Source organism: Pseudonocardia sulfidoxydans NBRC 16205 (assembly GCF_007989085.1).
Lineage (GTDB): Bacteria > Actinomycetota > Actinomycetes > Mycobacteriales > Pseudonocardiaceae > Pseudonocardia > Pseudonocardia sulfidoxydans.
Window position 1 is genome coordinate 1 of sequence record NZ_BJVJ01000082.1, and the last position, 23,663, is coordinate 23,663.

The following is a 23,663-nucleotide window of genomic DNA, read 5'->3' on the forward strand; positions in this document are numbered from 1 at the left end:
CTCGACGCTGTGAGGTCACTCGACCAGCTCGGGCTCGCGGCCCTGGCGGACTGACTCCTGGCGCGCAACCTCACGGTCGGTCCGGCTGCCGCCGACGACCGTGAGGTTGCGCCCGGTTGGGGGTGAACGGCCTGGTAGGAGGCGGCGTCGGCCGATACCGTCGACACGTGGAGTGGACCGGGGCGAGGTACTCCGACGCGCCGACCGTCGAGCTGGCGATCTGGATCGACGCCGTGCCCGACCACGTCTGGAGCATCGTCACGCGGATCGAGAAGCTGCCCGCGATGAGCGAGGAGCTGCAGGCCGTCGAATGGTGCGACGGCGCGACCTTCCCCGTCGTCGGTGCCCGGTTCGTCGGGCACAGCCGCCACGACGCGATCGGCACCTGGTCGACGACGTCGACGATCGTCGAGTGCGACCCGCCGAACGCGCTGGCGTGGGCCGTCGGCGACACGAACGCCCCCGCCGCGGTCTGGCGGTTCGCGTTGGAACGTCCCGACAGCGGCGGCACCTGGCTGAGCTACCGCGCCCAGCTCGGGCCCGGCCGCTCCGGCCTCACGCCCGCGATCGAGCGGATGCCCGACAAGGAGCAGCAGATCGTCTTCGGTCGGCTGCGCGAGTTCGAGGCCGGCATCTCCCGGACGTTGTCGGGGATCAAGGACAGCGCCGAGGCCATCTGCGGGTGAGCACCGGCCGGTCGTGAGTGGCGATAGTCGCTATAGCGACTATCGCCACTCACAGAGGCTCAGCGGGGCAGGCCGGTGACGAGGAACTCGTCCAGCCGCAGCACGAGTTTCCGCACGTCACCGCGACGCAGGGCCAGTTCGCCCGAATCGTCCAGGGTGCCGACCACCGCGGCCTGCAGGTCACGGTCCGCGAACGCGGCGAGGCACTCCTCCTCGCGGCCCGCGGGCACGCACAGCAGGAACCCGAAGCTGGGGAAGCAGTTGAACCAGCGCGTCAGCGGGACGCCCTCGGGGGCCGGGACGGCGTCGACGTCGACCGTCACGCCCAGCCCGCGCGCCTCCAGCAGCATCGCGAGCGAGCCGACGAGCCCGGCCATCGAGATGTCCTTGGCCGCGACGACGACACCCTCGCGGGCCAGCCGCGGCATCAGCCGGACGTCGCCCGCGCAGCGCTCACCGCGGTCCTCGAAGGCCCGGAAGAACGGGAAGTTCGGGTTGAGCGTGCCCGTGGTGGCCGCGGCGACGACCAGCGACTGGCCCGGCTCCGCCCGGGTCACCGACAGCGCCAGCGCCGGATCGGTCACCGACCCGACCGCGAACGCGGAGATCGACGGCTCGCCGTCGTGCGCGGTGAGGTGGCCGCCGACGATCGGCACGTCGAGCAGGCCCGCCGCCGTGCGCATCCCGGCCAGCGCGAGCTGCGCGGCCTCCGGCGTCGTGGCGATCGTGTCGACGATGCCCATCGGCTCGGCGCCCATCGCCGCGATGTCGTTGACGTTGGCGAGCACCGCTGCGAACCCCGCGCCGCGCGGGTCGGCCTTCACGAACGGCGGGAACATCGCCTCGCCGCACACGACCACCCCGGCGCCCGACCCGACCGTCGGCGCCAACGGCAGCACCGCGCCGTCGTCGCCCGGACCGGCCACCCAGTCGGTGTCGCCGAGGACCTCGCCGACGACGGCGATGTCGGCCTTGGCGTGCAGGCCGGGGTTCGTCAGCACCGACTCGACGAGCTCGGCAAGGGTTTCGCGCTCACTCACGTACGTATCGTGCCTTCTGCTCGGGACCTTCCGGCCGCGCGGGTCAGCCGCGCAGCAGCCACCAGACCGCGGTGGTGGTGTCGGGGCCGGGGTTGTGCCAGGAGTGCGGACGATCGGCCGGGAAGTGCAGCGAGTCCCCCGCCTCGAGGCGGTACCGCTCGCCCGCGATGTCGACGGCCAGCACCCCTTTGACGACCAGCACGAGCTCCTCGCCGGAGCGGACGGACCGGCCGTCGCCGCTGGTCCCGCCGGGCTCGATCTCGGCCCAGACGCCGCTCGCGCGCAGCCGCTCGCCGGCGCTCGCGATGGCCGTCGCCCCGACCCCGGTGGCCTCGGGCGCCCAGTCGATCGGGGCGGGCGGGCGCTCGGCCGCGCGCACGTGGACGCCCACCGGGCCGGCCCAGTCGGCGTCGTCGACGAAGAAGCCGATCGGGCGACCGAGGGCGGCGGACAGCTTGAGCAGCGTGGTGATCGTCGGGACCATGTCCCCGCGCTCGACCTTGTGGATGGCGGCGGCGGAGACCTCGGAACGGGCGGCGAGCTGCTGCAACGACAGGCCCAGCAGCTGGCGGACCTCGCGGACCTTGGGCCCGATGGCGCCGACGATCGGTTCCCAGCTCGCGACGGCGGCCGGCTTGTCACCGCGGATGTCCGGGGTGGCCATGATGTGTCCTCCGTCGCTCGACGCCGTACAGCATCATAAACGCCTTTCACCTATCGTGGACGACTTCGACGCGCAGACGAGACGTCCGAAGGTTGACGGCGCCGCGTCGTCACCTCATGTGGGGAACGATGTCTCGTAGGATGCCGCGGCACTCGCTGCATCCGAGAGGAAACGCCGTGTCCGAGATCGCGCTCCCCGAGTCGCTGGGCTACACCGCAGAACACGAATGGATCGCCGTCACCCCCGGCTCCGACGTCCCGTCCGGGCCCGTGCGGGTCGGCATTTCCGCGGTCGCCGTCGAGGCGCTCGGCGAGATCGTCTACGTCGAGCTGCCCGAGGTCGGAGCGGCCGTCACCGCCGGCGAGCCCTGCGGCGAGATCGAGTCGACCAAGTCGGTGTCCGAGCTGTTCAGCCCGGCCACCGGCACGATCGCCGAGGTCAACACCGCGCTCGCCGACGACGCCGCGGTGGTCGGCAACGACCCCTACGGCGCGGGCTGGCTCTTCGCCGTCGAGGTCACCGCCCTCGGCGACCTCCTCACCGCCGAGGCCTACCGCGCCGCGAACGCCGAATAGCCTGTGAGTGGCGATAGTCGCTATAGCGACTATCGCCACTCACGAGCCGGTCAGTCGTTCGCCCCGCACAGCACCAGGCAGGGACGCTCGCCGGGGACCCGGCCGGCGAGCCACGCCGCGAACGGCGCCGCGGCGGCGGGTTCCACGCGCAGCCGGAACTCCTCCCACAGCAGGTCCCGGGCCGCGACGATCTCGGCGTCCGACACCAGCAGCGGCACGGCGCCGGCGGCCGTCAGCAGGTCGAACGCGAGGTCGCCGATCCGCGTCGCACCCAGGGCCGAGGCCGCGACCGAGTCGATCCCCACGTCCACCGGCGCCCCCGCCGTCAGCGCCGCGTGGACCGCCCGGCAGCGCTCCGGCTCGACCGTGACCGTGCGACGCCCGGGCGCGCCCAGCGTCGTCCCCGCCGCGAGCCCGCCGCCCCCGGCCGCGACGACGACCGCGTCGACCTCCGGGGCCGCCGCGACGATCTCCGCCGCCACCGTGCCCTGGCCGGCGACGACCTCCGGCTGGTCGTAGGCGTGCAGATAGCGGCCCGGCTCCGCGTGCGCCGCGGCCGCCGCCTCGGCGTAGGTCGCGCCGTGGCGGACCAGCTTCGCCCCGGCCGCCTCGATCCGTCGCGCCTTCGCCTCCGGCACCGACTCGGGCACGAACACCGTTGCCGGGATGCCCAGCCGCGCCGCCGCCGTCGCCACCCCGAGGCCGTGGTTGCCGCCCGACGCCGTGACCACCCGCTCGGGCCGCTCACCCGACAGCAGCGCGTTCGTCGCCCCCCGCATCTTGAACGACCCGCTGCGCTGCAGGTGCTCCAGCTTGAGCAGCAGCGGGCGGCCGTCGAACTCCGTGGCGAACAGCGGAGTGCGACGCACGTGCGGGGCGATGCGGCCGGTCGCGGCGGCGACGTCGGCGGACGAGAGGGTCACACCCCTTAGTCTCGGCGACGATGACCACCGACGCCGCACCGCAGCCCGGATCGCCCGGTGGTCGTGCGCTGCGCATCGCCGGGACGGTGCTCGCCGCGGTGATCTGGCAGGGCCCGCGGCCCGACGCGCGCTGGCCCTATCCGCGCAGCCGCCGGCTGATCCGCTGGCTGACGGTCGTGTTCGTCGGCTACGGCCTGATCGTCGCGGTCAGCGCCGCGGGCGCGATCTTCAACGACGACAACCGCATGGTCGGCGGCATCGCGTTCCTGATGCTGCTCCCGTTCGTCGCCGCGCTGTGGCTGGCCAACCGCCGCCCCATGGACGCGTGGCGGCTCATGGCGGTCTGGGTGGTCGTCGTGCCGTTCCTCGTCGGCCCACCCGTGCCGACGGTCCCGGTCCTCGAGGTGTGGGAGTGGCTCTTCGTCATCCCGGTCGTGCTGATGGCGGCGTGGGCGGGTCCGGCGCCGGTGTCGCTCGGGGTCGGGATCCTGACGGCGCTGCTGCTCGGCGTCGTCACGTTCCTGACGCCGTGGCCCGTCGACGCCGGGCTCCTGTGGGTCTCCGTGCTGGTCGTCGGCGTCGTGGTCATGGTCGGCATGGCCTTCGGGGCGCGCTGGGACGCCCGCCGCGCGCTGGAGGCCGAACGGCTGCGCGTCGCGGAAGCCCAGGCCGAACGGGGTGCACTGGCCGAGCGGGCGCGGATCGCGCGGGAGATGCACGACGTCGTCGCCCACCACATGTCGATGATCGCGGTGCGTTGCGAGACGGCGCCCTACCGGCTCGGGGAACTGCCCGAGAACGCGCGCACGGAACTCGCCGAGGTCGCCGCCGCGGCGCGGGAGGCATTGGGGGAGATGCAGAACCTGCTCGGGGTCCTGCGTTCGTCGGAAGGTGGGGAGCGTGCTCCGCAGCCCGGCGTCGACGAACTGGAGACCCTGCTGTCCGACGCCCGTGCTGCCGGTGCCGACGTGACCTGGGAGCTCGACCCGGGCGGGCCGGTCGCCGCGCCGCTGGGGCTCACCGTCTACCGGGTCGTGCAGCAGGGGCTGGCCAACGCCGCACAGCACGCGGGGGGAGCCCCGGTGCGGGTTTCGTTGTCGCGCAGCGGTTCTCGGCTGGTCGTGACGGTCGCGAACGGGCCGGGGACCGCGCCCGACGTGCCCGGTAGCGGGCAGGGGCTGCGCGGCATGCGTGAACGCGTCGAGGTGCACGGCGGCACGCTGGACACCGCCCCCACCGACGACGGCGGCTACCTGCTGCGTGCCGAACTGCCGATCGGGGGGCGTCCGTGATCCGGGTGCTCGTCGTCGACGACCAGGCGATGGTCCGCGAGGGTTTCGCCGCGCTGCTCGACGCCCAGCCCGACATGACGGTCGTCGGCACCGCGGGCGACGGGCGGGCGGCCCTCACCGAAGCCGCGTCGTCGAGCCCGGACGTGGTGCTCATGGACATCCGGATGCCGGAGATGGACGGGCTCGCGGCGACGCGCGCGCTCATGGGCTCGACCGAGCCGCCGAAAGTCCTCGTGCTCACCACCTTCGACCTCGACGACTACATCTTCGACGCCCTCGCCGCCGGGGCCAGCGGCTTCCTGCTCAAGCACGCCCCCGCAACCGAACTGCTGCACGCCGTCCGCGTCGTCGCCGCCGGGGAGGCGCTCCTCGCGCCCGAGGTGACGCGCCGGCTCATCGGGCACTTCGTCGCCGCCCGGCCCGACCCCGCCGCCGGACCCCGCCCCGACCGGCTCGCGTCGCTGACCGACCGTGAGACCGAGGTACTGGGTCTCGTCGCCCGCGGACTGTCCAACACCGAGATCGCCGCCGGCCTCGTCCTCGCCGAGCAGACGGTGAAGACACACGTCAGCCGCATCTTCGCCAAGCTCGGGCTGCGCGACCGGGCACAGGCCGTCGTCGTCGCCTACGAGTGCGGGCTGGTGCGACCACAGGGGGAGAACCCCGGCCGTACGAGACCGCGGTAGGGGGTCGAAGACGGTTCCGCAGCGTGACGATCCGGGACCGTTTCGTTCTTAGCGTCGATCAGCGTGACCTTCCGCTGGTTGTACCCCTTCGCGGCCCTCGCGATGCTGTTCGGGCTGCTCGTGGCCGTGGCGCAACCGGCGTCCGGTGCCCCTGCGGGGCCAGTCGCCCTCGACGCCGCGTGTGCCGCCTCACTCGTCGCCTCCACCACGCAGGGTGACGATCTGCAAGTGCTCGGATGCGACCCCGCCGGGCGCGGGCTCGCCGTCGTCGCGGTCGGGGACCCCACCACCGCGCGGTCGGTCGCCGTGATCGTCCCCGGCTCCGACATGGACCTCCACACGATCGCGAAGCCGCTCTCGTGGGCCCGCGCGCTGCGGGCCGCGTCCGGTCCCGGCACCGCCGTCGTCGTCTGGATCGGGTACACCACACCGCAGGGCCTCGGGATCGACGCCGCCTCCGGCGCGCTCGCCCGGGCCGGCGCGCCCGCGCTCGACTCGTTCGTCGACGGGCTCCGCGCCCCGCACGTGACCGTCGTCGCCCACAGCTACGGCACCGTCGTCGCCGCACTGGCCGCCCCGCGCCTCGACGCCGACGACCTCGTCCTGCTCGGCAGCCCCGGCGTCCGCACCGACGACGTCGCCGACCTCCACACCCGCGCCCACGTCTTCGCCGCCCGCGCCGACACCGACTGGATGACGTGGGTGCCCTCGATCGAGATCGGCGACCTCGGGCACGGCACCGACCCCACCTCGTCGTCCTTCGGCGCCACCCTCCTGCCGACGACCGGCGTCACCACCCACGACGGCTACCTGACACCCGGCACCGCCTCTCTCGCCGCGGTCGCCGTCGTCGCCTCCTCCGGAGTGGACGCGGGAGCGGCTGCGAACCCCCTGTGAGTGGCGATAGTCGCTGTAGCGACTATCGCCACTCACGAGGGTCAGGTCTGCAGCGAGGCGCCGCCGTCGACGTACAGGTCCTGCATCGTCACGTGCCGGGCCGCGTCGGAGGCCAGGTAGGCGACAGCCTCCGCGATGTCCACGGGATCGGCGACGCGGCGCAACGGGATGCCGACGCGGTGGTGCGGCAGCGAGCCCGCGACCGCCCGCTCGACCGCCTCGTCCACGACCCCCGGCACGGGCAGGGCCCGCAGCATCGTCGTGTCCGTCGACCCCGGCGACACGACGTTGGCGCGCACCCCGAACTCGGCCAGCTCCAGCCCGGCGCAGCGGGTGAGGTGGATGGTCGCGGCCTTGGACGTCGCATAGCCGACGATCCCGGTGCGCGGCACGCTCCCCGCGTTCGAGGCGACGACCACGATCGACCCGCGCCGCCGCTCGGCCATCCGCCGGCCCACGGCCCGCAGCATCCGCAGCACACCGGTGGTGTTGACGTCGAGCATCGTGGCCCAGTCGTCGTCGCCGGTGTCGAGGATTCCGGCGGGACGGATGACGCCTGCGGTGCAGACGAGCACGTCGATCGGGCCGTGTGCGGATTCGACCTCGCCGACGACCCGCTCGACGCCCGGGGTGTCGGTGACGTCGAGCGCGACTCCGGTGGAGTCGGGGAGGTCGGGGGCGGCGACGTCGGTGGCGACGACGGTGTGGCCGCGGGCGGCGAGCGTCGCGACGACGGCGCGACCGATGCCGCCGCCCGCGCCGGTGACGAGTGCGACAGTCATGCGATCAACATAGGCGCGCGGGGAAGATCCTGAGGTCCGCCCGCAACAGCGACTCACAGGGGAGTCCTCGTGAAGATCGGTGCGATCGACGTGCAGCCCGTCCTCGACGGGGTGGGGCACGAGTCGAAGGACGCGCTCACCCGGCCGGGGGTCGACGATCCCTGGGCCTGCCATCCCGGTCAGGTGGAGGCCGACGGGCGGCTGCACTTCGACATCGGCGGTTTCCTGGTCCGCACCGGGGACCGGGTCGTGCTGGTCGACGTCGGCGTCGGCGGGATCAGCAACGACAGCTACTCCGGCGGCGACTTCCTCGACTCGTTGCGCGCCCACGGCGTCGGGCCCGGGGACGTCACCGACGTGCTGTTCACGCACCTGCATTTCGACCACGTCGGCTGGGCCACGCGCAAGGGCGAGATCGTCTTCCCCAACGCCACCTACCGCGTGCACGAGGCCGACTGGGCCCACTTCGTGGAGGCCGACGACGCCGCGCCGGGTGCGGTCCGCAAGCTCGGGCCGCTGCGGGACCGGTTGGCGCCCTTCGACTCCGACGTGACGGTCGCCCCCGGGCTCGACGCCCGGCACACCCCGGGCCACACGCCGGGGTCGACGGTCTACGTGCTCTCCGGCGACGGCGGGCAGCGCGCGTTGTTGCTGGGCGACGTCGTGCACTCGGTCGTGGAGCTGGCGGAGCCCGACTGGCAGGCGGTGTTCGACGTCGATCCCGTCGCCGCGAGCGCGGCCCGCAACGCCATCGCCGAGGAGGTCCGTGACGGGCCGGACCTGGTCGTCGGCGCCCATTTCCCGGGTCTGCGGTTCGGTCGCGTCGTGACGGTCGGCGGGGACCGCCGGTTCCGGGCGCTCTGAGAAGGGGAACAGCACGGATCTCGGGCTCGTCGGCACGACTGCTGCGACGGCCGTGAGTTGCCGTTGTCACCGTCGGTCGTGTGGACGGCGGCGCCGCGGGCCGCGGAGGATCACGGGATGCCGACCCCGCCGGAGGAACCGTGAGTGAGCTCGTCGACCTGAGGACCAGCGGCCGCACCGCGGTGATCACGTTGCGCCGCCCGGCCAAGCGCAACGCGCTGACGATCGAGCTGTGCGACCTGATCCGCGACGCCGCGACCGGGGCGGTGGCCGACGGGGCGCGCTCGCTCGTCGTCACCGGGGAGGGGACGTCGTTCTGCGCCGGTGCCGACCTCGACGCCGTCTACGGCGACACGTTCCGCGAGGCGCTGTACGGGATGCTGCAGACCCTGACGACGCTGCCGGTCCCCGTCGTCGCGGCGGTGAACGGCCCGGCCATCGGGGCGGGCACGCAGATCGCGATCGCCTGCGACGTCCGTGTCGCCGCCCCCACGGCGGCCTTCGCCATCCCCACGGCGGGCAACGCGCTGGCCGTCGATCCGTGGACGATCCGCCGGTTCTCGCTGCTCGCGGGCAACGGCGCCGCCCGGGCCGCGCTGCTGGGCCTGGAGAAGATCGGCGCGGATCGTGCCCACGCGCTCGGGCTCGCGGACCGGCTCGGGGACCTCGACGACGCGCTCGCCTGGGCGGCGCAGATGGCCGAGCTCGCGCCGCTGACGCTCGCGTACTCGAAGCAGGTGCTCAACACCGTCTTCGAGCCGGAGCTCGACGCGGCGACGGCGGCGGAGCTGGGGAAGTCGTTCGACGCGTGCTGGGCCAGCGAGGACTTCGCCGAGGCCCGCGCTGCGCGTCGGGAGAAGAGGAAGCCGGTCTTTCGAGGGTTGTGAGCGGTAATAGTCGCTATAGCGACTATCGCCACTCACAGGCGCTCTAGGCTCGCCGACGTGCCGGCCCGCGAGCTCGTCGTCCTCGGAACGGCCAGTCAGGCGCCCACGCGGCACCGCAGCCACAACGGCTACCTGCTGCGCTGGGACCGCGAGGGGCTGCTGTTCGACCCGGGCGAGGGCACGCAGCGCCAGCTGCTGTTCGCGGGCGTCGCGAGCAGCGCCGTCACCCGGATCTGCCTGACGCACTTCCACGGCGACCACTGCCTCGGCGTGCCCGGCGTCGTGCAGCGGCTGTCGCTGGACAAGGTGGCGCACCCCGTCGTCGCGCACTACCCGGCGTCGGGGGCGCACTGGTTCGCGCGGCTGCGGTACGCCACCGCGTTCCACGAGGTCGCCGAGCTGCGCGAGGAACCTGTTGCCGACGACGGGCCCGTCGCCACCGGGGCGTTCGGCACGCTCAGCGTGCGGCGGCTCGACCATCCCGTGGAGTCCTTCGGGTACCGGCTCGACGAGCCCGACGGCCGCCGCATGCTCCCCGAGCGGCTCGCCGCCGCCGGGGTCACCGGGCCGGCCGTGTCGCGGCTCGCCCGGGACGGCAGCATCGAGGTCGGCGGGCGGACCGTGCGGCTCGACGACGTCAGCGCGCCGCGGCCGGGGCAGTCGTTCGCGTTCGTCATGGACACCCGGCTGTGCGCGGGCGTCGAGGAACTGGCGGCAGGCGTCGACATGCTGGTCATCGAGTCGACGTTCCTGCACCCCGACGCCGACCTCGCGCACAGCTTCGGGCACCTGACGGCCCGCGAGGCGGCGGAGGTCGCGGCCCGCGCGGGTGTCGGGACGCTGGTGCTCACCCACTTCTCGCAGCGCTACCGCGACCCCCTGGCCTTCGCCGCCGAGGCCGCGGAGGTGTTCGACGGCCCGGTCGTCGTCGCCGCCGACCTGATGCGCATCCCGGTGCCGCCGCGGCGGAGGCGTTGATGCGGCTGTTCGTCGCGCTGCTGCCCTCCCCGGTCACGATCGCGGCGGTCGACGCCGCTGTCGCGCCCGTCCGGGCCGCCCGGCCGGAGCTGCGCTGGGTCGCCCCGCAGAGATGGCACGTGACGCTCGCGTTCCTCGGCGAGGTGCCCGACGAGCGTCGCGACGACCTGGAGGAACGCCTCGGTCGGGCCGCCCGCAGGGCCGCGCCGCTGCGGCTGACGGTCGACGGCGCCGGCCGGTTCGGGGACCGGACACTCTGGGCACGCGTCGACGGTGACCGTGAGCGACTGCGGCGTCTTGCCGAGGCCGCCCAGGCTGCCGCGGCCCGGGCACGGATCCCCGTGGACCGCACCAGGTTCCGGGCGCACCTCACGCTCGCGGCGGCGCGTCCGCCCGCGTCGGTCCGCGCCGCCGTCGCCGAGCTGGACCCGTTGCTGCGCAACGGTCCTGAGGAGACCGTCACCCGCATGTGTGTGGTGCGCAGCCTGTTGGGGAAAGGACCCGGCGGAACGCCACGTTACGAACCGGTTGCCGCGTGGCGGCTCGGTGATGCCCGTTAGTCGAACAGTCGTTCGAGTTGTCCACAGGGCCGTCCACAGCTGTGGAGCGGCACTCGCCCCGACCAGGCGCCCGGGCCAGGATGTGGACCATGGCAACGGAGAAGACCGCGGAACGCGGGACCGTCAGGTGGGGGATCGTCGGCCCCGGCCGCATCGCGGCGAAGGTGGTGCGCGACTTCGGTCATCTCGACGCCGCCGAACCCGTCGCGGTCGCGTCCCGCGACGCGCACCGTGCGGCCGCGTTCGCCGCCGAGCACGGCATCGCCCGCCCCCACGGCTCCTACCGCGCGATCCTCGACGACGACGAGGTCGACGCCGTCTACATCGCCACCCCGCACCCGCAGCACCGCGCCATCGCCCTGGCCGCGATCGCCGCGGGCAAGGCGGTGCTCGTCGAGAAGGCGTTCACCGTCACCCCGGCCGCCACGCGCGAGGTCGCCGACGCGGCGCGCGCCGCCGGAGTGTTCGCCATGGAGGCCATGTGGACGCGGTTCCAGCCCGCGATCGTCAAGCTGCGGGAGTTGATCGCCGACGGCGCGATCGGCGAGGTCCGGTCGGTGCAGGCCGATCTCGGGGTGAGCCAGCCCTACAACCCGGCCGACCGGTACTACGACCCGAAGGTCGGTGGCGGCGCACTGTTCGACCTGACCGTCTACCCGATCTCGTTCGCGCAGATGGTCCTCGGCGAGCCCGACGAGGTCGTCGCGCGCGGCCTGCTCGCGCCGTCGGGGGTCGACACCGAGGAGTCGGTGCTGCTCACCTTCCCCGGCGGCCGGACGGCGACGCTGTTCACCAGCCTGCGGTGCCTGACGCCGGGGCAGGCGCGGGTCGTCGGCACCGAGGGCTGGATCGACGTGCCGCCCCGGTTCCACCATCCCGACCGGGGCGTCCTGCGTCGCCACGGGAAGGACCCCGAGGAGTTCCTCGCCCCCGCCACGGGCGGCGGCTACTTCCACGAGCTCGAGGAGGTCACCGCGGGCCTGCTCGCGGGTCGCACCGAGAGCACGGTGATGCCGCTGGCCGACACGATCGCGGTGCAGGACGTGATGGGTCTGGTCGCGGAGCAGCTGGGCATCGACCCGCAGGAGGGGCCCGCCGAGCTGTGAGCCCCGCGTCCCGTCAGACGCGGCGGGCGCTCGTCATCGGGAAGTCGCTGAGCGGGGAGACCTGCACGGGCTCGCCGTCGGTCGTCGCGTTCACCACCTTGCCGTCGCCGACGTAGATCGCGACGTGGCTGACGGGCGAGTAGAAGAACACCAGGTCGCCGGGCTTCAGCTCGGACTTCGACACCGGGGTGCCGACCTGCGACATCGCCGCCGCCGTGCGCGGCAGCGTCACCCCCATCTGCTGGAAGGCGTAGTGGACGAGCCCGGAGCAGTCGAACGCCGACGGCCCGGCGGAGCCCCACTTGTAGGGCTTCCCGATCTGCTGCAACGCGACCTGGGCGGCGGCGGCGCTGTTGCCGGAGGCGGTGACCGCGGGCACGGCGCGGGCGGCGGCCGGGGCGCGGGTCGTGGTGGTCGTGGTCCGGGTCGACGTGCTGTTCCCGGTTGCGTTGTCGTGGTCCGTGCCGGCGTCCGGTGCGGAGGCGGCGGCGCCCTTGCGGTCGCCGGTGGTCGGCTGCGTCCGCGTCGTCGGCGGGACCTCGGGGGGCGTCTGGGCCTGCACCGTGTCCGGGGCCTTGGGCAGGGCGGCCTGGTGCGCGAGGTCGAGATCGGAGGAGGCGTTGTCGGCCGGCGCCGGCCCGCTGTTCGACAGCGACACCACCGCGGCCGCGGCGGCCCCGACGATCGCGACCGACGCCATCGACGCCGTGACGACCGCCAGCTGCCGGGTCGACCGGCCGCGGCGTGCGTTGCCGAGGTCCGTCCGCCCGCCGGCGACGGGCCGGTCGATGTCGGGGTAGGGCTCGTCCTGCGTGACCAGCGCGGTGTCGTCGTCCCGGTCGGCGGTGTCGCGGATCGGCCGGTGGACGTCGGCCGCGGCGGTGACGGCGGTGGCGTCGAAGCCGAACGGATCGGTCTCGGGCTCGTCGGACCGGTCGGGGCCGGCGACGAACCGGGTCGCGCCGCTCGGGGCCCCGGGCGCCCAGGGGTCGTCGTCGACGGGGCCACGGGTCTGCAGCGGCAGGACCGTCGTGTGGGGGGCGACGTCGTCACGGTGGCGGCGGGGAGCCGGGACGGCGGTGGTGGGCGCCCACGCGTCGTCGGCCGCGGGGGTGCGGGAACCGCGCTGGTCCGGGATCGGCGGCAGCGGCGGTCCGAACGCGAGACGCCGGGCCTTGGCGAGGACCTCGGGAGCGACGGTGACGGTGCGGCTCGCGCCGGACTCGGCGCCCGGGTCGGTACCCATGTGCGGGCGGGCGGGCGCGTCGGCGAGGCGGTGGGCGCCGGAGGAGCGGCGCGGTCGGCGCGGGGCGGGAACGGTGGGCAGCTCGAGACCGAACGACAGGATGACGTCGGCGACCTGGCGTACCGGTACGGCGTCGGTGGTCGCGTCGGCCACGCGCTGGCTCATGGAGGCGTCCTCGCCGTCGGCCGCGCGACGCTGCACGGCTCCGCCCCTGTCTCGCGGGCGCCCGGGGGAGCGATCGGCGGGGCGTGGTGACGGCCGATCGGGCGCGCCGACCCGGCGACTACTCCGGGCGACGTCGCGACCCTATCGCCACGATCGAGTGATCCGCAGGACGCCCACCGCGTGTCGTCGACGACCGGTCGTGTTCTCGCGACGGCGAACGGGTGAAGATCGGCCGCCCCTGCCGGGGAGGCCGATCATCGGAGGTGGAGCCTCAGAGGCGACGCGCGCTGTTGAACGGCATGTTCGCCATCTTCGAGATCTTGACGGGCTGGCCCGACGTCGAGGCGTGCAGGATGTTGCCGTTGCCCATGTAGATGCCGACGTGGCTGACCGGCGAGTAGAAGAACACCAGGTCACCGGGCTGCAGCTGCGACTTGCTGACAGGGGTGCCCATCCGCGACTGCGCCGACGACGAGTGCGGCAGGCTCACGCCGACCTGCTTGTAGGCCCAGAGCACGAGGCCGGAGCAGTCGTAGGCCGACGGACCGGCGGCGCCCCACACGTACGGCTTGCCCTGCTGGGTCAGCGCCGCGCGCAGCGCGGCGGCGGCCTTGCTGCTCCCGGACACGACGGTCCCGCCGCCGGCCCCGCCGCCGCCGGCGTTGGAACCACCGGCGCCGGCACCCCCGGCGTTGCCGGTGCGCTGCGGCGCACGAGCGGCCGCGATGATCTGCGTGGCGTCGGCGCGGTGCTTGTCGGCCGCCTCGGCGATCTTCTTGGCGACCGTGTCGGAGGCGCCGCTGAGCTGGACCTGCGGGACGGCCTCGGCGGGCTTGGCCAGCTCGATGCGCTGAGTGGCCTGGTCGACGGTCGCGGAGAGGTCGGCCGCGGTGTCGTGGGCGCTGAACCCGCCGGTGACGGCGACGATCGCGGCGGTCGCGCCGAGAACGGTCGCGGACGCGGCGGCGACGGCGCCCTGGTGCGGGATGCCGCCGAGGCGGGCGCGGCGGGCCTGCTCGACGGCGAAGGCCGCGGTGGCACCGGCCAGCCCGGCGGGCGCGGAGGAGACGCGACGGGCGTCGGTGCGGTCGGTCGCGATCGCCTGCAGCTCGGCGGCGGTCGGAGCGCCGCCGGCGTCGTCCGCGTCGTCGGCGGGGGCGTCGCTCGCGGCGGTGGCGTCCGTCGCGGTGTCGTCGGCGGCCGGGACCACGGCGAGTGGGGCGCGGTCGTGCGCGTCGAACAGCGCGCCGCCGCCCAGCTCGGTGTCGTCGGTCGGGGGGACCTCGGCGAGCAGCGCGGCGACCCGGGCGCGGACCTCGTCGCTCGCGCGGCCGGGCTGCAGCGCGTCGTCGGCGTCGACGGGTTCGAGGGCCGGGGCGCTCCACCCGGTCGCGAACCAGTCGGGCTGCCGGGACGGCTGCGCCGGGATGAACGGGGCGGAGATCAGCGGGTTGGCCGGACGGTCGGCGTCGACCTCGGTGCGCGGCGACGGCAGGACGGTGCCGTGGCGCGGACGGTCGGTGGGGACCGATGGCAGCTCGACGCCGAACTGTGCGATCAGTTCCGCGGCGGGGCGGGGGGTACGGGTAGCGCCGGGTTTGTCGAGCAGGGCGACAGCACGGTGCGTAGCCATGTAGCGGTCCTTGCCGTCATACGGACGAAGAGGTTGGGGAGCGACCTCGTCCGTACCTGCCCCGGGGAGCGCGGGCACCTGGGGGAGTGTCGGCGGGCAGGTGGAGACGGCCGACCAGGTGCGTCGCCCGGCGTGATCACCGGGCGGCGACTTGAAAGTAACCACTCCGTGATGAGATCTGCAGCAACCACGCCGATGTGATGCGACGACCGGCGGTGACTGCACGTCAGCGTATGGGCGTACTGCGATGAGCGGTCAACGGCATGTGTGTCGGCGCGACGAACGGTCGATCGACCGTTTGTGGCGCAGGATCATCCGTTCGTCGCGGCGTCGTCCCAGTGGCCTGCCCGCTCGTAGAGCGGACGCAACGACTCGAGGTGCTGCCGCATGGCCGACTCCGCCTGATCCGTCCGGCCGGACGCGATGTGCTCCGCGATCACGGCGTGATCGGCGTCGACCGAGGCCCATTCTTCCTGGTCGACGGCGGTGCGGTCGAGGCTGGTGCGGAGCACGTCGGACACCGGCTGGCCCATGAGCGTGAACATGAGGTTCCCGGTGGCCATCAGGATCGTCGTGTGGAAGTCGAGGTGGGGCACGAAGCCGCTGGGGTCGCGCGGGTCGTGCGGCGCCTGCGCGGCGGCCCGGACGGCCTCGACGGTGTCCGCGTCGGCGCGTTCGGCGGCGAGCCGGGCGGCGGCGGGTTCGAGGAGGAGGCGGGCCTCGAGGAGGTCGGCGAGCCCGAGCCGCGGGGTGCGGACGAGGACGCCGAGGGACTCGCCGAGCGCGGCGACGACCCGCTGTGGGTCGGGGGCGGCGACGAACGAGCCGCCGTGCACCCCGCGCCGGGTCTCGACGAGGTGCTGGCTGGCCAGTGACCGCAGTGCCTCGCGGACAGTGCTGCGGCTGACCGCGAACGAGCGGCTCAGCTCGGCCTCGTTGGGCAGTCGCGACCCCGCCGGCATGAGCCCGCCGACGATCTGGGTGCGCAGCTCGTCGGCGACCTGCTGGTAGGCGGGCCGGTCGCGACGCACCCGCAGGTGGGCGGCGTGATCGGAGGGCACCGGGGGAGCCTATCGCCGGTTGACCCCGAAATGTCAGACGTTTAGCGTGAGGTCTCGTCGACGTCGACGCGGAGGTGCGCTGTGAGGCCGTTGGAAGACGTCCGGATCATCTCCCTGGAGCAGTACGGGGCGGGCCCCTTCGGGTCGATGCACCTCGCCGAACTGGGTGCCGACATCGTCAAGATCGAGGACCCGAGCGCCGGTGGCGACGTCGGCCGCCACGTCCCGCCGTATGCCGAGGGCGGCGACTCACTGTTCTTCGAGTCGTTCAACCGGGACAAGTCGTCGATCACGCTCGACATCCGCACCCCGGACGGCCGTGAGGTGTTCCACGACCTCGTCCGCGGCGCCGACGCCGTCTACTCCAACCTGCGTGGCGACGTCCCGGCGAAGCTCGGCATCCGCTACGCCGATCTCGCGCACGTCAACCCGCGGATCGTGTGCTGCTCGCTGACCGGGTTCGGAATGACCGGGCCGCGGTCGCGTGAGCCCGGATACGACTACGTGCTGCAGGCCCTCGGCGGCTGGATGTCGCTGACCGGCGAACCCGGCGGGGCCCCGCAGAAGACGGGACTCTCGCTCGTCGACTACTCCGGCGGGTACGTCGCGGCCATCTCCCTGCTCGCGGGCATCCACGCGGCGCGACGCGACGGCGTCGGCACCGACTGCGACGTCAGCCTCTACGACACCGCGGTGAGCCTGCTGACCTATCCGGGGACGTGGCACATGACCGCCGGCTACGAGCCTGCCCGGACGCGGCACTCCGCGCACCCGTCGCTGATCCCGTTCCAGGCCTTCGAGGCGGCCGACGGCTGGCTCGTCGTCGGCTGCGCGAAGGAGAAGTTCTGGCAGCGGCTGACCGTCGTCATCGGACGCCCGGAGCTTGCCGAGGACCCGCGGTTCGCCACGTTCGCCGACCGCGCCCGGCACCGCGACGTGATCGTCCCGCTGCTGGAGGAGATCTTCGCCGGCCGGACCGTCGACGAGTGGCTCGTACCGCTGTATGCGGCCTCGATCCCGTGCGCGCCCATCAACGAGGTCGACGCGGCGCTGACCGACCCGCACACCCTCGCCCGTGACCTCGTGGCGGAGACGTCGCATCCCCGGTTCGGGACGGTGCGAACGCTGCGGTCGGCGGTGCGCGTCGGCCCGCCCGGCGACGACCGCGCCCCGACGCGTGCGGCCCCGGCGATGGGCGAACACACCGACGCCGTGCTGCGTGACCTCGGCTACGACGACGACCGGATCGCAGCCCTGCGCGCATCCGGTGCCTTTGGGAAGGACTGAGATGGACTTCGGGCTCAACGACGAGCAGCGGCTGTTCCGGCAGACGTTGCGCGACTTCGTCGACCGGGAGATCGTCCCCGTCGCGCGCGACTGGGAACGGGAGGGCCGCTACCCGAGCGAGATCGTCGCCGGGATGCGGGAGCTGGGCCTGTTCGGGTTGGTGATCCCGGAGGAGTACGGCGGCCTGGGTGCGGACAACGTGAGCTTCGCGCTGACGTTCGAGGAGATCTCGCGCGGCTGGATGGGCATCGCCGGGATCCTCGGCAGCCACTCCGTCTCCAGCTGGATGCTCGCCCACCACGGCACCGAGGAGCAGAAGCGTCGCTATCTCCCTGAGCTGGCGACGGGTGAACGCCGGACCGGCATCGCGCTGACCGAGCCCGGCGCGGGCACCGATCTGCAGGGCATCTCGACCGTCGCCGAGCGCGACGGGGACACCTACGTCGTCAACGGCACCAAGATGTGGATCACCAACGCGCGCTACGCCGATCCGTTGCCGGTGCTGGTCAAGACCGATACCTCCGCGCGCCCTGCTCATCGCGGCATGTCGATCCTGCTGGTCGAGGCGTCGTCGGAGGGGTTCGAGGTCACCGCCGACATCGGCAAGCTGGGCTACAAGGGCACCGAGTCGTGCGAGGTCGTGCTGACCGATGTGCGGGTGCCGGCGTCGCAGCTGCTCGGCGGGGTCGAGGGTCGCGGGTTGCAGCAGGCGTTGTCGGCGTTGGAGACGGGTCGGATCAACATCGCGGCGCGCAGCGTCGGCGTTGCCCAGCGGGCCTATGACGAAGCGTTGAAGTACGCCCGCGAGCGGACGGCGTTCGGTGGGCCGATCGGGGATTTCCAGGCGATCCAGCTGCGGCTCGCGGAGATGGCCGTGCAGTTGCAGTCGGCCCGGTTGATGACGTACTGGGCGGCGTCGCGGATGGACGAGGGCGTGCGGATGGACACGGAGTCGGGGATGGCGAAGATCGCGGCGTCGGAGGCGGCGTTGTCGTGCGCGATGGATGCCATGCGTATCCACGGTGGGTATGGCTACTCCACGGAGTTCGAGGTGGAGCGGCTCTACCGCGACGCGCCGTTGATGTCGATCGGCGAGGGCACCAACGACGTGCTGCGCACCGTCGTCGCCAAGTCGTTGCTGGCGGGGAAGGCCGTGATCTCGTGAGCGGCAATAGTCGCTATAGCGACTATTGGCGCTCACAGGAGCTTGCCGAGCGGCTCGGCTACACGTTGAGCGACGCGCAGCTGGCCGAGATGGCCGCGGCCGTGGAGGCGGCCGAGCCCGCCGCGGCGCGGCTGCGCGCCGACCCGCCCCTCGACGACGGCTGGCCCGTCGATCCCGCGCACGGCGACGCCTGGCTGCGCGCGCGATGAACCTCGACGTGCACGGTCTCCTGGAGGAGTACCGCGGCGGCGCCGACCCACGGGACGTCGTCGCCGGCTCGCTCGCGCGGCTGAAGGAGGTGCACGAGGTCCTCAACACCACGATCGCCTTCCTCGACGAACGCGCCGGCGCCGCCGCGGAGGAGTCCGCCCGCCGCTGGGCCGACGGCACCGCCCGACCGCTGGAGGGCGTCCCGTTCGCGGTGAAGGACGTCATCGACGTCGAGGGCGTCCCGACCACCGGCGGCTCGTGGGTCTCCTCCGACGAGCCCGCGACGCGCAGCGCGGAGGTCGTGCGCCGGCTGGAGGCGGCGGGCGCGATCGCCGTCAGCAAGGACACGACGACGGAGTTCGCCGTCGGCGGACCGAACCCGCCCCGCTTCGGCACGACCCGCAACCCGTGGGACCCGCAGCGGTGGGCGGGCGGCTCGTCGATGGGGACGGCGGCATCGGTGGCGGCGCGGGCGGTGCCGTTCGGGCTGGGCACCGACGTCGGCGGCTCGGTCCGGCTGCCCTCGGCATGGTGCGGGCTCACCGGGCTCAAGCCCACGAGCGGGGCGATCCCGCGGACCGGCGTCATCCCGCTGTCGTGGACCGCCGAGACCGTGGGGCCGTTGTGCCGCAGCGCCCGCGACGTCGAGCTGCTGTTCGGCCTGCTGCGCGGCCCGGACGGCGTCGACCCCCGCGCGACCGCGCTGCCGCCGTTCACCCCCTCGCCGGTATCCGATGCCAGCGGACTGAGGGTCGCCGTCGTCGGCGGCTACCTGACGGAGATGTGCGACGGCGCCGTCCGATCCGGTCTCGACGCGATGACCGGCGTGCTGGCCGACGCCGGCGCCGAGATCGTCGCGGCGGACATCCCGTCCGCGGCGGAGGTGCTCGCGATCGGCTACCGGATCGTGTGGGTCGAGGCCGCGAGCGTGCACCGCGTCAACGCCGCGCGCTGGTCGGAGTACGACCCCGTGCTCGTGTCGCGGATCAGCCAGGGCATCGCGACGCCCGCCGTCGACTACCTGCTGGCCCAGCAGTTCCGGGTGCGGTTGCAGCGCGAGCTCGACGACGTCTTCGCCGGCGCCGACCTGATCCTCGTCCCGACGTGCCCCTCGACCGCGCCGCGGCTTCCCGACGCGACGGTCGTCGTCGACGGGGAGGAGTTCCCGCTCTACGCCGCGCAGTCGCGCTCGACGATGCTCGGGAACCTCACGGGCGCACCGGGTCTGGCCGTCCCGACGGGTTTCGCCCCCGACGGCCTCCCGACGTCGGCGCAGCTCATGGCCCCACCGCACGGGGAGGCCGTGGCGTTGCGCGCGGCGCGGGTCTTCCAGGCGCTGACGGCGCACCACCTGGCCGTCCCTTCCCTGGTCGAAATGTCCGACGTATCGTCGCCCGTGAGCGGCGCCACACCCGACTGACCCATATCGGAGGTACTGCTGTGAGCATCGAGAGCCCGGTCCGCACGACGATGTCCGGCCGGGTCGCGGAGTTCGGCGCAGCGTTGACCTACGCCGACATCCCGGCCGAGGTCCTCGACCGCGCACGTCATCTCGTCCTCGACGCCGTCGGGCTCGCGTTCGCCTCGACGGCCTACGGCTACCCGGCCGTGGCCCGCGATGCGTTGTCCGCGTTGACGGAGGGTGGCCATCCCGTCATCGGCATGCCCGACCGGCTCGACCCGCGCGACGCCGCCGTCCTCAACGGGGTGCTGATCCACGGCCTCGACTTCGACGACACCCACATTCCCGCGGTCACGCACGTGACGGCCGCGGCGCTGCCGGCCGCGCTGTCGGCTGCGACGGTCGCGGGTGCGTCGACGCGCGACCTGCTCACCGCCTACGTGCTGGCCGTGGAGGTGTCGGCGCGCGTCGGGATCGGCGGGTCGCCCGGGTTCCACGACGTCGGCTACCACCCCACCGGTGTCGCCGGGGCGTTCGGTGCGGCGGTGGCCGCGGGCAAGCTCGGTGGTCTCGACGCCGACGGGCTCGTCGCCGCGCAGGGCATCGTCGGTTCGATGGCCGCGGGGGTCATGGAGTTCCTGCAGGACGGGTCGTGGACCAAGCGTCAGCACCCGGGGTGGGCGGCGATGTCGGGCATCACGGCGGCGAGCTTCGCCCGTTTCGGCTGGGTCGGCCCGCCCGCGGTCTACGAGGGCCGGTTCGGCCTCTACAACACCCACCTCACCGGTCGGGAGACCGATCCGGGGGCTGTCGCGGCGGGGCTGGGCGCCGAGTGGGAGCTGATGCGCACGGCGGTCAAGCCCTACCCGATCTGCCATTTCATCCACGCCTTCGCCGACGCCGCGCTCGACCTGCGCGCCGAGCACGGTCTGCGCGTCGCCGACATCGCCGCGATCCGCTGCCGCATCCATCCGGTGCCGGGCAAGGTCGTGTGCGAGCCGCCCGAGGCGAAGTGGGAGCCCCGCAGCGACTACGACGCCAAGTTCAGCCTCCCGTTCGTGGTGTCGGCGGCGCTGTCGCGCGGTCGGTTCGGGCTGGCCGAGCTGGCCGACGAGGCGTTGGCCGACAGGGAGATCCTCGACCTGGCCCGCAAGGTCACCGTCACCCCCGACGACGAGAGCGCGTTCCCGCGCGCCTACTCCGGCTACGTCGAGATCGAGCTGACCGACGGCCGCGTGCTGACCCGTCGCGAACAGGTGAACCGCGGCCACGACGAACGCCCGCTGACCAACGACGAGATCGCCGCCAAGTACGCATCCTGCATGGCCCTCGTGACGGATGCCGAGACCGCCGACCGCGTCCGCGCCGCCGTGCTGGGCCTCGGCACCGACGACGGTTCCGCCCGCGACTTCGCGGAGGCCCTCCGTGGCTGACGGCTGCTCCGCCGGCATCTTCCTCACCCACCAGCGACACCCCGGCAAGGACGCACGGGCCGCCCTCGACGAGCAGCTGACCCTGGTCCGCGCGACCCGCGACCTCGGCTACGACTCCGTCTTCGCCGGTCAGCACCATCTCGCGGAGTCGTTGGCGCACATCCAGCCGCTGCCGTGGCTGGCCCGGCTCGCCGCCGAGGCCGGCGACATGCGCGTCGGTATCGGCATCCACCTGCTCGCGTTGCACAACCCCGTCGACACCGCCGAGAACTACGCGAGTCTCGACATCGTCTGCGGCGGGCGGCTCGTGTTCGGTGTCGGCCTGGGTTATCGCGACCTCGAGTACGACGCCTTCGGCATCGGCCGCGGGGGCCGGGTGCACCGGTTCGAGGAGAACATGCGGATCGTCGAGGCACTGTGGGCGGGGGAGGAGGTCCACGCGGACCTGCCCTGGTGCAAGTTGGACGGTGTCCGGGCCACGATGCGGCCGGTCGGGACGCCGCCGATCTGGATGGCCGCGAACAGTGACAAGGCCGTGCGCCGCGCCGCCCGGCTCTCGGACACCTGGATGATCAACCCGCACGCCACCGCCGCGACCGTCCGTCGGCAGCTGGAGATCTTCGCCGCCGAAAGGGCGGCCGGCGGCCGTGGGCCCGTCACCGAACTGCCGTTGATGCGTGAGATCTTCTGCGCCCCGACCCGGGAGAAGGCCGTCGAGCTCGCGAGCCCGCACCTGGCCGGGAAGTACTCGGTGTACGCCGACTGGGGCCAGGACAAGGTCATGCCCGACAAGGAGTCCTTCCGCGCCGCCTACGACGAGCTCGCGGACGACCGCTTCGTCATCGGCACCCCCGACGACTGCCTCGAGGCCCTGCTGCCGTGGCGCGAGCTGGGTGTCGACCACTTCCTCTTCCGCACCGACTGGGCTGGAATGCCCGTCACCGACGCACTGAGCTCGATCGAACTGCTCGCCAAGGAAGTCGTCCCCGCCCTGCGTGCCTCTGCTCCGGGTGCTTCTGCGAAAGGCAACTGACATGGACTTCGGAGTCTTCATCCCGATCGGTAACAACGGCTGGTTGATCTCGGAGAACGCCCCGCAGTACATGCCGACGTTCGACCTCAACAAACGCATCGTCCAGGAAGCCGAACGGCAAGGATTCGCCTTCGCGCTCTCGATGATCAAGCTGCGCGGGTTCGGCGGGAAGACCGAGTTCTGGGACCACAACCTCGAGTCGTTCACGCTCATGGCGGGCCTCGCCGCCGTCACCGAACGCATCAAGCTCTACGCCTCGACCGCCGTCCTCACGTTGCCACCCGCCCTGGTGGCGCGCATGGCGTCGACAATCGACTCCATCGCCCCCGGCCGCTTCGGCATCAACATCGTGTCCGGCTGGGCGTCCGGCGAGTACGAACAGATGGGACTCTGGCCCGGCGACGAGTACTTCGGGCAGCGCTACGACTACTCCACCGAATACGTGACCGTCCTGCGCGACCTGTTCGAGAAGGGCCGCTGCGACCTCGACGGCCAGTTCTTCACGATGAAGGACTGCGTCCTCTCCCCGCGGCCCTCCGCGCACGTCGACATCGTGTGCGCCGGACAGTCCGAACGCGGGATGCGGTTCTGCGCCGAACACGGCGACTACAACTTCATCCTCAACCCCGGCGTCAACGACCCCGAGACCTACCGCGAACCCACCCAGCGCCTCGCCCGGTTCGCCGCCGACGCAGGCCGCGACGTCGGCTCCCTGCCGCTGTTCATGGCGATCATGGCCGACACCGACGAGGAGGCCCAGGCCAAATGGGCCTCCTACAACGCCGGTGCCGACGCGGCCGCGCTCGGCTACATGTCCGACGAGGGCAGCAAGGACGTCTCCGCCGACGACTCCGGCACCGCCCGGACGATCAACCTCCCCGAGGGCGCGATCAACTTCAACATGGCGACGCTCGTCGGCTCGCCGGAGACCATCGCCCGGCAGATCGATCTCGTCGCCGCGATGGACGGGGTGCGGGGGATGATGTTCACCTTCGACGACTTCGAGAAGGGCGTGCACGACTTCGGCGAGAAGGTCATGCCGCTGGTCGGCTGACGCGCCGGCTGCCGACCCTTTACGAACGAACGGC

At 73.0% G+C, this 23,663-nt stretch carries 24 protein-coding genes; 17 read left to right on the forward strand and 7 right to left on the reverse strand.

The window, feature by feature from the left end; genetic code table 11:
- The first annotated feature begins 167 nt into the window (after positions 1–167).
- Positions 168–686 (forward strand): SRPBCC family protein, encoded by a 519-nt coding sequence (locus PSU4_RS26090; RefSeq protein ID WP_147113927.1) that lies wholly within the window; start codon positions 168–170, stop codon positions 684–686.
- Positions 687–745: 59 nt separating this feature from the next.
- On the opposite strand, the gene PSU4_RS26095 is transcribed toward PSU4_RS26090, so the two are convergent.
- Positions 746–1,726 carry an AIR synthase related protein gene (locus PSU4_RS26095; protein ID WP_147113930.1) on the reverse strand — a complete coding sequence of 327 codons (981 nt, stop codon included), beginning with the start codon at positions 1,724–1,726 and terminating at the stop codon, positions 746–748.
- Between the two features lie 43 nt (positions 1,727–1,769).
- Positions 1,770–2,390, reverse strand: coding sequence for a helix-turn-helix domain-containing protein (locus PSU4_RS26100; RefSeq protein WP_147113932.1), 621 nt, complete (start codon positions 2,388–2,390; stop codon positions 1,770–1,772).
- Between the two features lie 176 nt (positions 2,391–2,566).
- Here PSU4_RS26100 and gcvH point away from each other — a divergent pair, with 176 nt between their 5' ends.
- A complete protein-coding gene (gene gcvH / locus PSU4_RS26105; protein ID WP_246115352.1) occupies positions 2,567–2,965 on the forward strand; it encodes a glycine cleavage system protein GcvH in 399 nt (132 codons plus the stop codon).
- A 50-nt stretch (positions 2,966–3,015) separates the two neighbouring features.
- On the opposite strand, the gene PSU4_RS26110 is transcribed toward gcvH, so the two are convergent.
- Entirely contained in the window at positions 3,016–3,888 is an 873-nt protein-coding gene (locus PSU4_RS26110) for a serine/threonine dehydratase (protein ID WP_147113937.1), read from the reverse strand.
- Positions 3,889–3,908: 20 nt separating this feature from the next.
- On the opposite strand from PSU4_RS26110, the gene PSU4_RS26115 reads away from it, so the two are divergent.
- The 3 genes from PSU4_RS26115 (at position 3,909) to PSU4_RS26125 (ending at position 6,763) form a co-directional block, all read left to right on the forward strand.
- Positions 3,909–5,180: a sensor histidine kinase gene (locus PSU4_RS26115; protein WP_147113940.1), complete on the forward strand. Its 1,272-nt coding sequence runs from the start codon at positions 3,909–3,911 to the stop codon at positions 5,178–5,180.
- The gene (locus PSU4_RS26120; protein WP_147113943.1) at positions 5,177–5,866 is read left to right on the forward strand and encodes a response regulator transcription factor; all 690 of its coding nucleotides are present in this window, start codon (positions 5,177–5,179) and stop codon (positions 5,864–5,866) included. Before PSU4_RS26115 ends, PSU4_RS26120 begins: the two co-directional genes overlap by 4 nt.
- A gap of 63 nt (positions 5,867–5,929) precedes the next feature.
- Positions 5,930–6,763, forward strand: coding sequence for an alpha/beta hydrolase (locus PSU4_RS26125; protein WP_147113947.1), 834 nt, complete (start codon positions 5,930–5,932; stop codon positions 6,761–6,763).
- A 41-nt stretch (positions 6,764–6,804) separates the two neighbouring features.
- On the opposite strand, the gene PSU4_RS26130 is transcribed toward PSU4_RS26125, so the two are convergent.
- On the reverse strand, positions 6,805–7,545 hold the full coding sequence (locus tag PSU4_RS26130; RefSeq protein ID WP_147113949.1) for an SDR family oxidoreductase: 741 nt from the start codon (positions 7,543–7,545) through the stop codon (positions 6,805–6,807).
- Positions 7,546–7,614: 69 nt separating this feature from the next.
- Here PSU4_RS26130 and PSU4_RS26135 point away from each other — a divergent pair, with 69 nt between their 5' ends.
- From PSU4_RS26135 to PSU4_RS26155, 5 genes are all read left to right on the forward strand, one after another.
- Complete coding sequence (locus PSU4_RS26135) at positions 7,615–8,409, forward strand: MBL fold metallo-hydrolase (protein ID WP_147113952.1); 795 nt, start codon at positions 7,615–7,617, stop codon at positions 8,407–8,409.
- A 140-nt stretch (positions 8,410–8,549) separates the two neighbouring features.
- Positions 8,550–9,296 (forward strand): enoyl-CoA hydratase, encoded by a 747-nt coding sequence (locus tag PSU4_RS26140; protein WP_147113956.1) that lies wholly within the window; start codon positions 8,550–8,552, stop codon positions 9,294–9,296.
- A 57-nt stretch (positions 9,297–9,353) separates the two neighbouring features.
- Positions 9,354–10,274: a ribonuclease Z gene (locus tag PSU4_RS26145; protein ID WP_147113958.1), complete on the forward strand. Its 921-nt coding sequence runs from the start codon at positions 9,354–9,356 to the stop codon at positions 10,272–10,274.
- Positions 10,274–10,834, forward strand: coding sequence for an RNA 2',3'-cyclic phosphodiesterase (thpR, locus tag PSU4_RS26150; protein ID WP_147113961.1), 561 nt, complete (start codon positions 10,274–10,276; stop codon positions 10,832–10,834). The genes PSU4_RS26145 and thpR overlap by 1 nt, the downstream gene beginning before the upstream one ends.
- Positions 10,835–10,923: 89 nt before the next feature.
- On the forward strand, positions 10,924–11,940 hold the full coding sequence (locus PSU4_RS26155) for a Gfo/Idh/MocA family protein (protein ID WP_147113964.1): 1,017 nt from the start codon (positions 10,924–10,926) through the stop codon (positions 11,938–11,940).
- 13 nt (positions 11,941–11,953) lie between these two features.
- Here PSU4_RS26155 and PSU4_RS26160 read toward each other — a convergent pair whose 3' ends face one another.
- From PSU4_RS26160 to PSU4_RS26170, 3 genes are all read right to left on the reverse strand, one after another.
- Positions 11,954–13,351: a C40 family peptidase gene (locus PSU4_RS26160; protein WP_147113967.1), complete on the reverse strand. Its 1,398-nt coding sequence runs from the start codon at positions 13,349–13,351 to the stop codon at positions 11,954–11,956.
- Between the two features lie 271 nt (positions 13,352–13,622).
- A complete protein-coding gene (locus tag PSU4_RS32845) occupies positions 13,623–14,984 on the reverse strand; it encodes a C40 family peptidase (RefSeq protein WP_186817191.1) in 1,362 nt (453 codons plus the stop codon).
- Between the two features lie 311 nt (positions 14,985–15,295).
- Positions 15,296–16,045: a FadR/GntR family transcriptional regulator gene (locus tag PSU4_RS26170; protein WP_147113970.1), complete on the reverse strand. Its 750-nt coding sequence runs from the start codon at positions 16,043–16,045 to the stop codon at positions 15,296–15,298.
- 81 nt (positions 16,046–16,126) lie between these two features.
- Between PSU4_RS26170 and PSU4_RS26175 the strand changes: the two genes are divergently transcribed.
- The 7 genes from PSU4_RS26175 to rutA are packed head-to-tail and all read left to right on the forward strand — an operon-like array spanning position 16,127 to position 23,629.
- Positions 16,127–17,332, forward strand: coding sequence for a CaiB/BaiF CoA transferase family protein (locus PSU4_RS26175; protein ID WP_147113973.1), 1,206 nt, complete (start codon positions 16,127–16,129; stop codon positions 17,330–17,332).
- A gap of 1 nt (position 17,333) precedes the next feature.
- Positions 17,334–18,497, forward strand: a complete 1,164-nt coding sequence (locus tag PSU4_RS26180; protein WP_147113976.1) for an acyl-CoA dehydrogenase family protein — start codon at positions 17,334–17,336, stop codon at positions 18,495–18,497.
- Complete coding sequence (locus PSU4_RS26185; protein WP_147113979.1) at positions 18,494–18,706, forward strand: hypothetical protein; 213 nt, start codon at positions 18,494–18,496, stop codon at positions 18,704–18,706. Before PSU4_RS26180 ends, PSU4_RS26185 begins: the two co-directional genes overlap by 4 nt.
- Entirely contained in the window at positions 18,703–20,127 is a 1,425-nt protein-coding gene (locus PSU4_RS26190) for an amidase (protein WP_147113982.1), read from the forward strand. Before PSU4_RS26185 ends, PSU4_RS26190 begins: the two co-directional genes overlap by 4 nt.
- 20 nt (positions 20,128–20,147) lie before the next feature.
- Positions 20,148–21,542 carry an MmgE/PrpD family protein gene (locus PSU4_RS26195; protein WP_147113985.1) on the forward strand — a complete coding sequence of 465 codons (1,395 nt, stop codon included), beginning with the start codon at positions 20,148–20,150 and terminating at the stop codon, positions 21,540–21,542.
- Complete coding sequence (locus tag PSU4_RS26200; protein ID WP_246115353.1) at positions 21,535–22,575, forward strand: LLM class flavin-dependent oxidoreductase; 1,041 nt, start codon at positions 21,535–21,537, stop codon at positions 22,573–22,575. Before PSU4_RS26195 ends, PSU4_RS26200 begins: the two co-directional genes overlap by 8 nt.
- Position 22,576: 1 nt before the next feature.
- Complete coding sequence (gene rutA, locus PSU4_RS26205; RefSeq protein ID WP_147113990.1) at positions 22,577–23,629, forward strand: pyrimidine utilization protein A; 1,053 nt, start codon at positions 22,577–22,579, stop codon at positions 23,627–23,629.
- Positions 23,630–23,663: the final 34 nt, after the last annotated feature.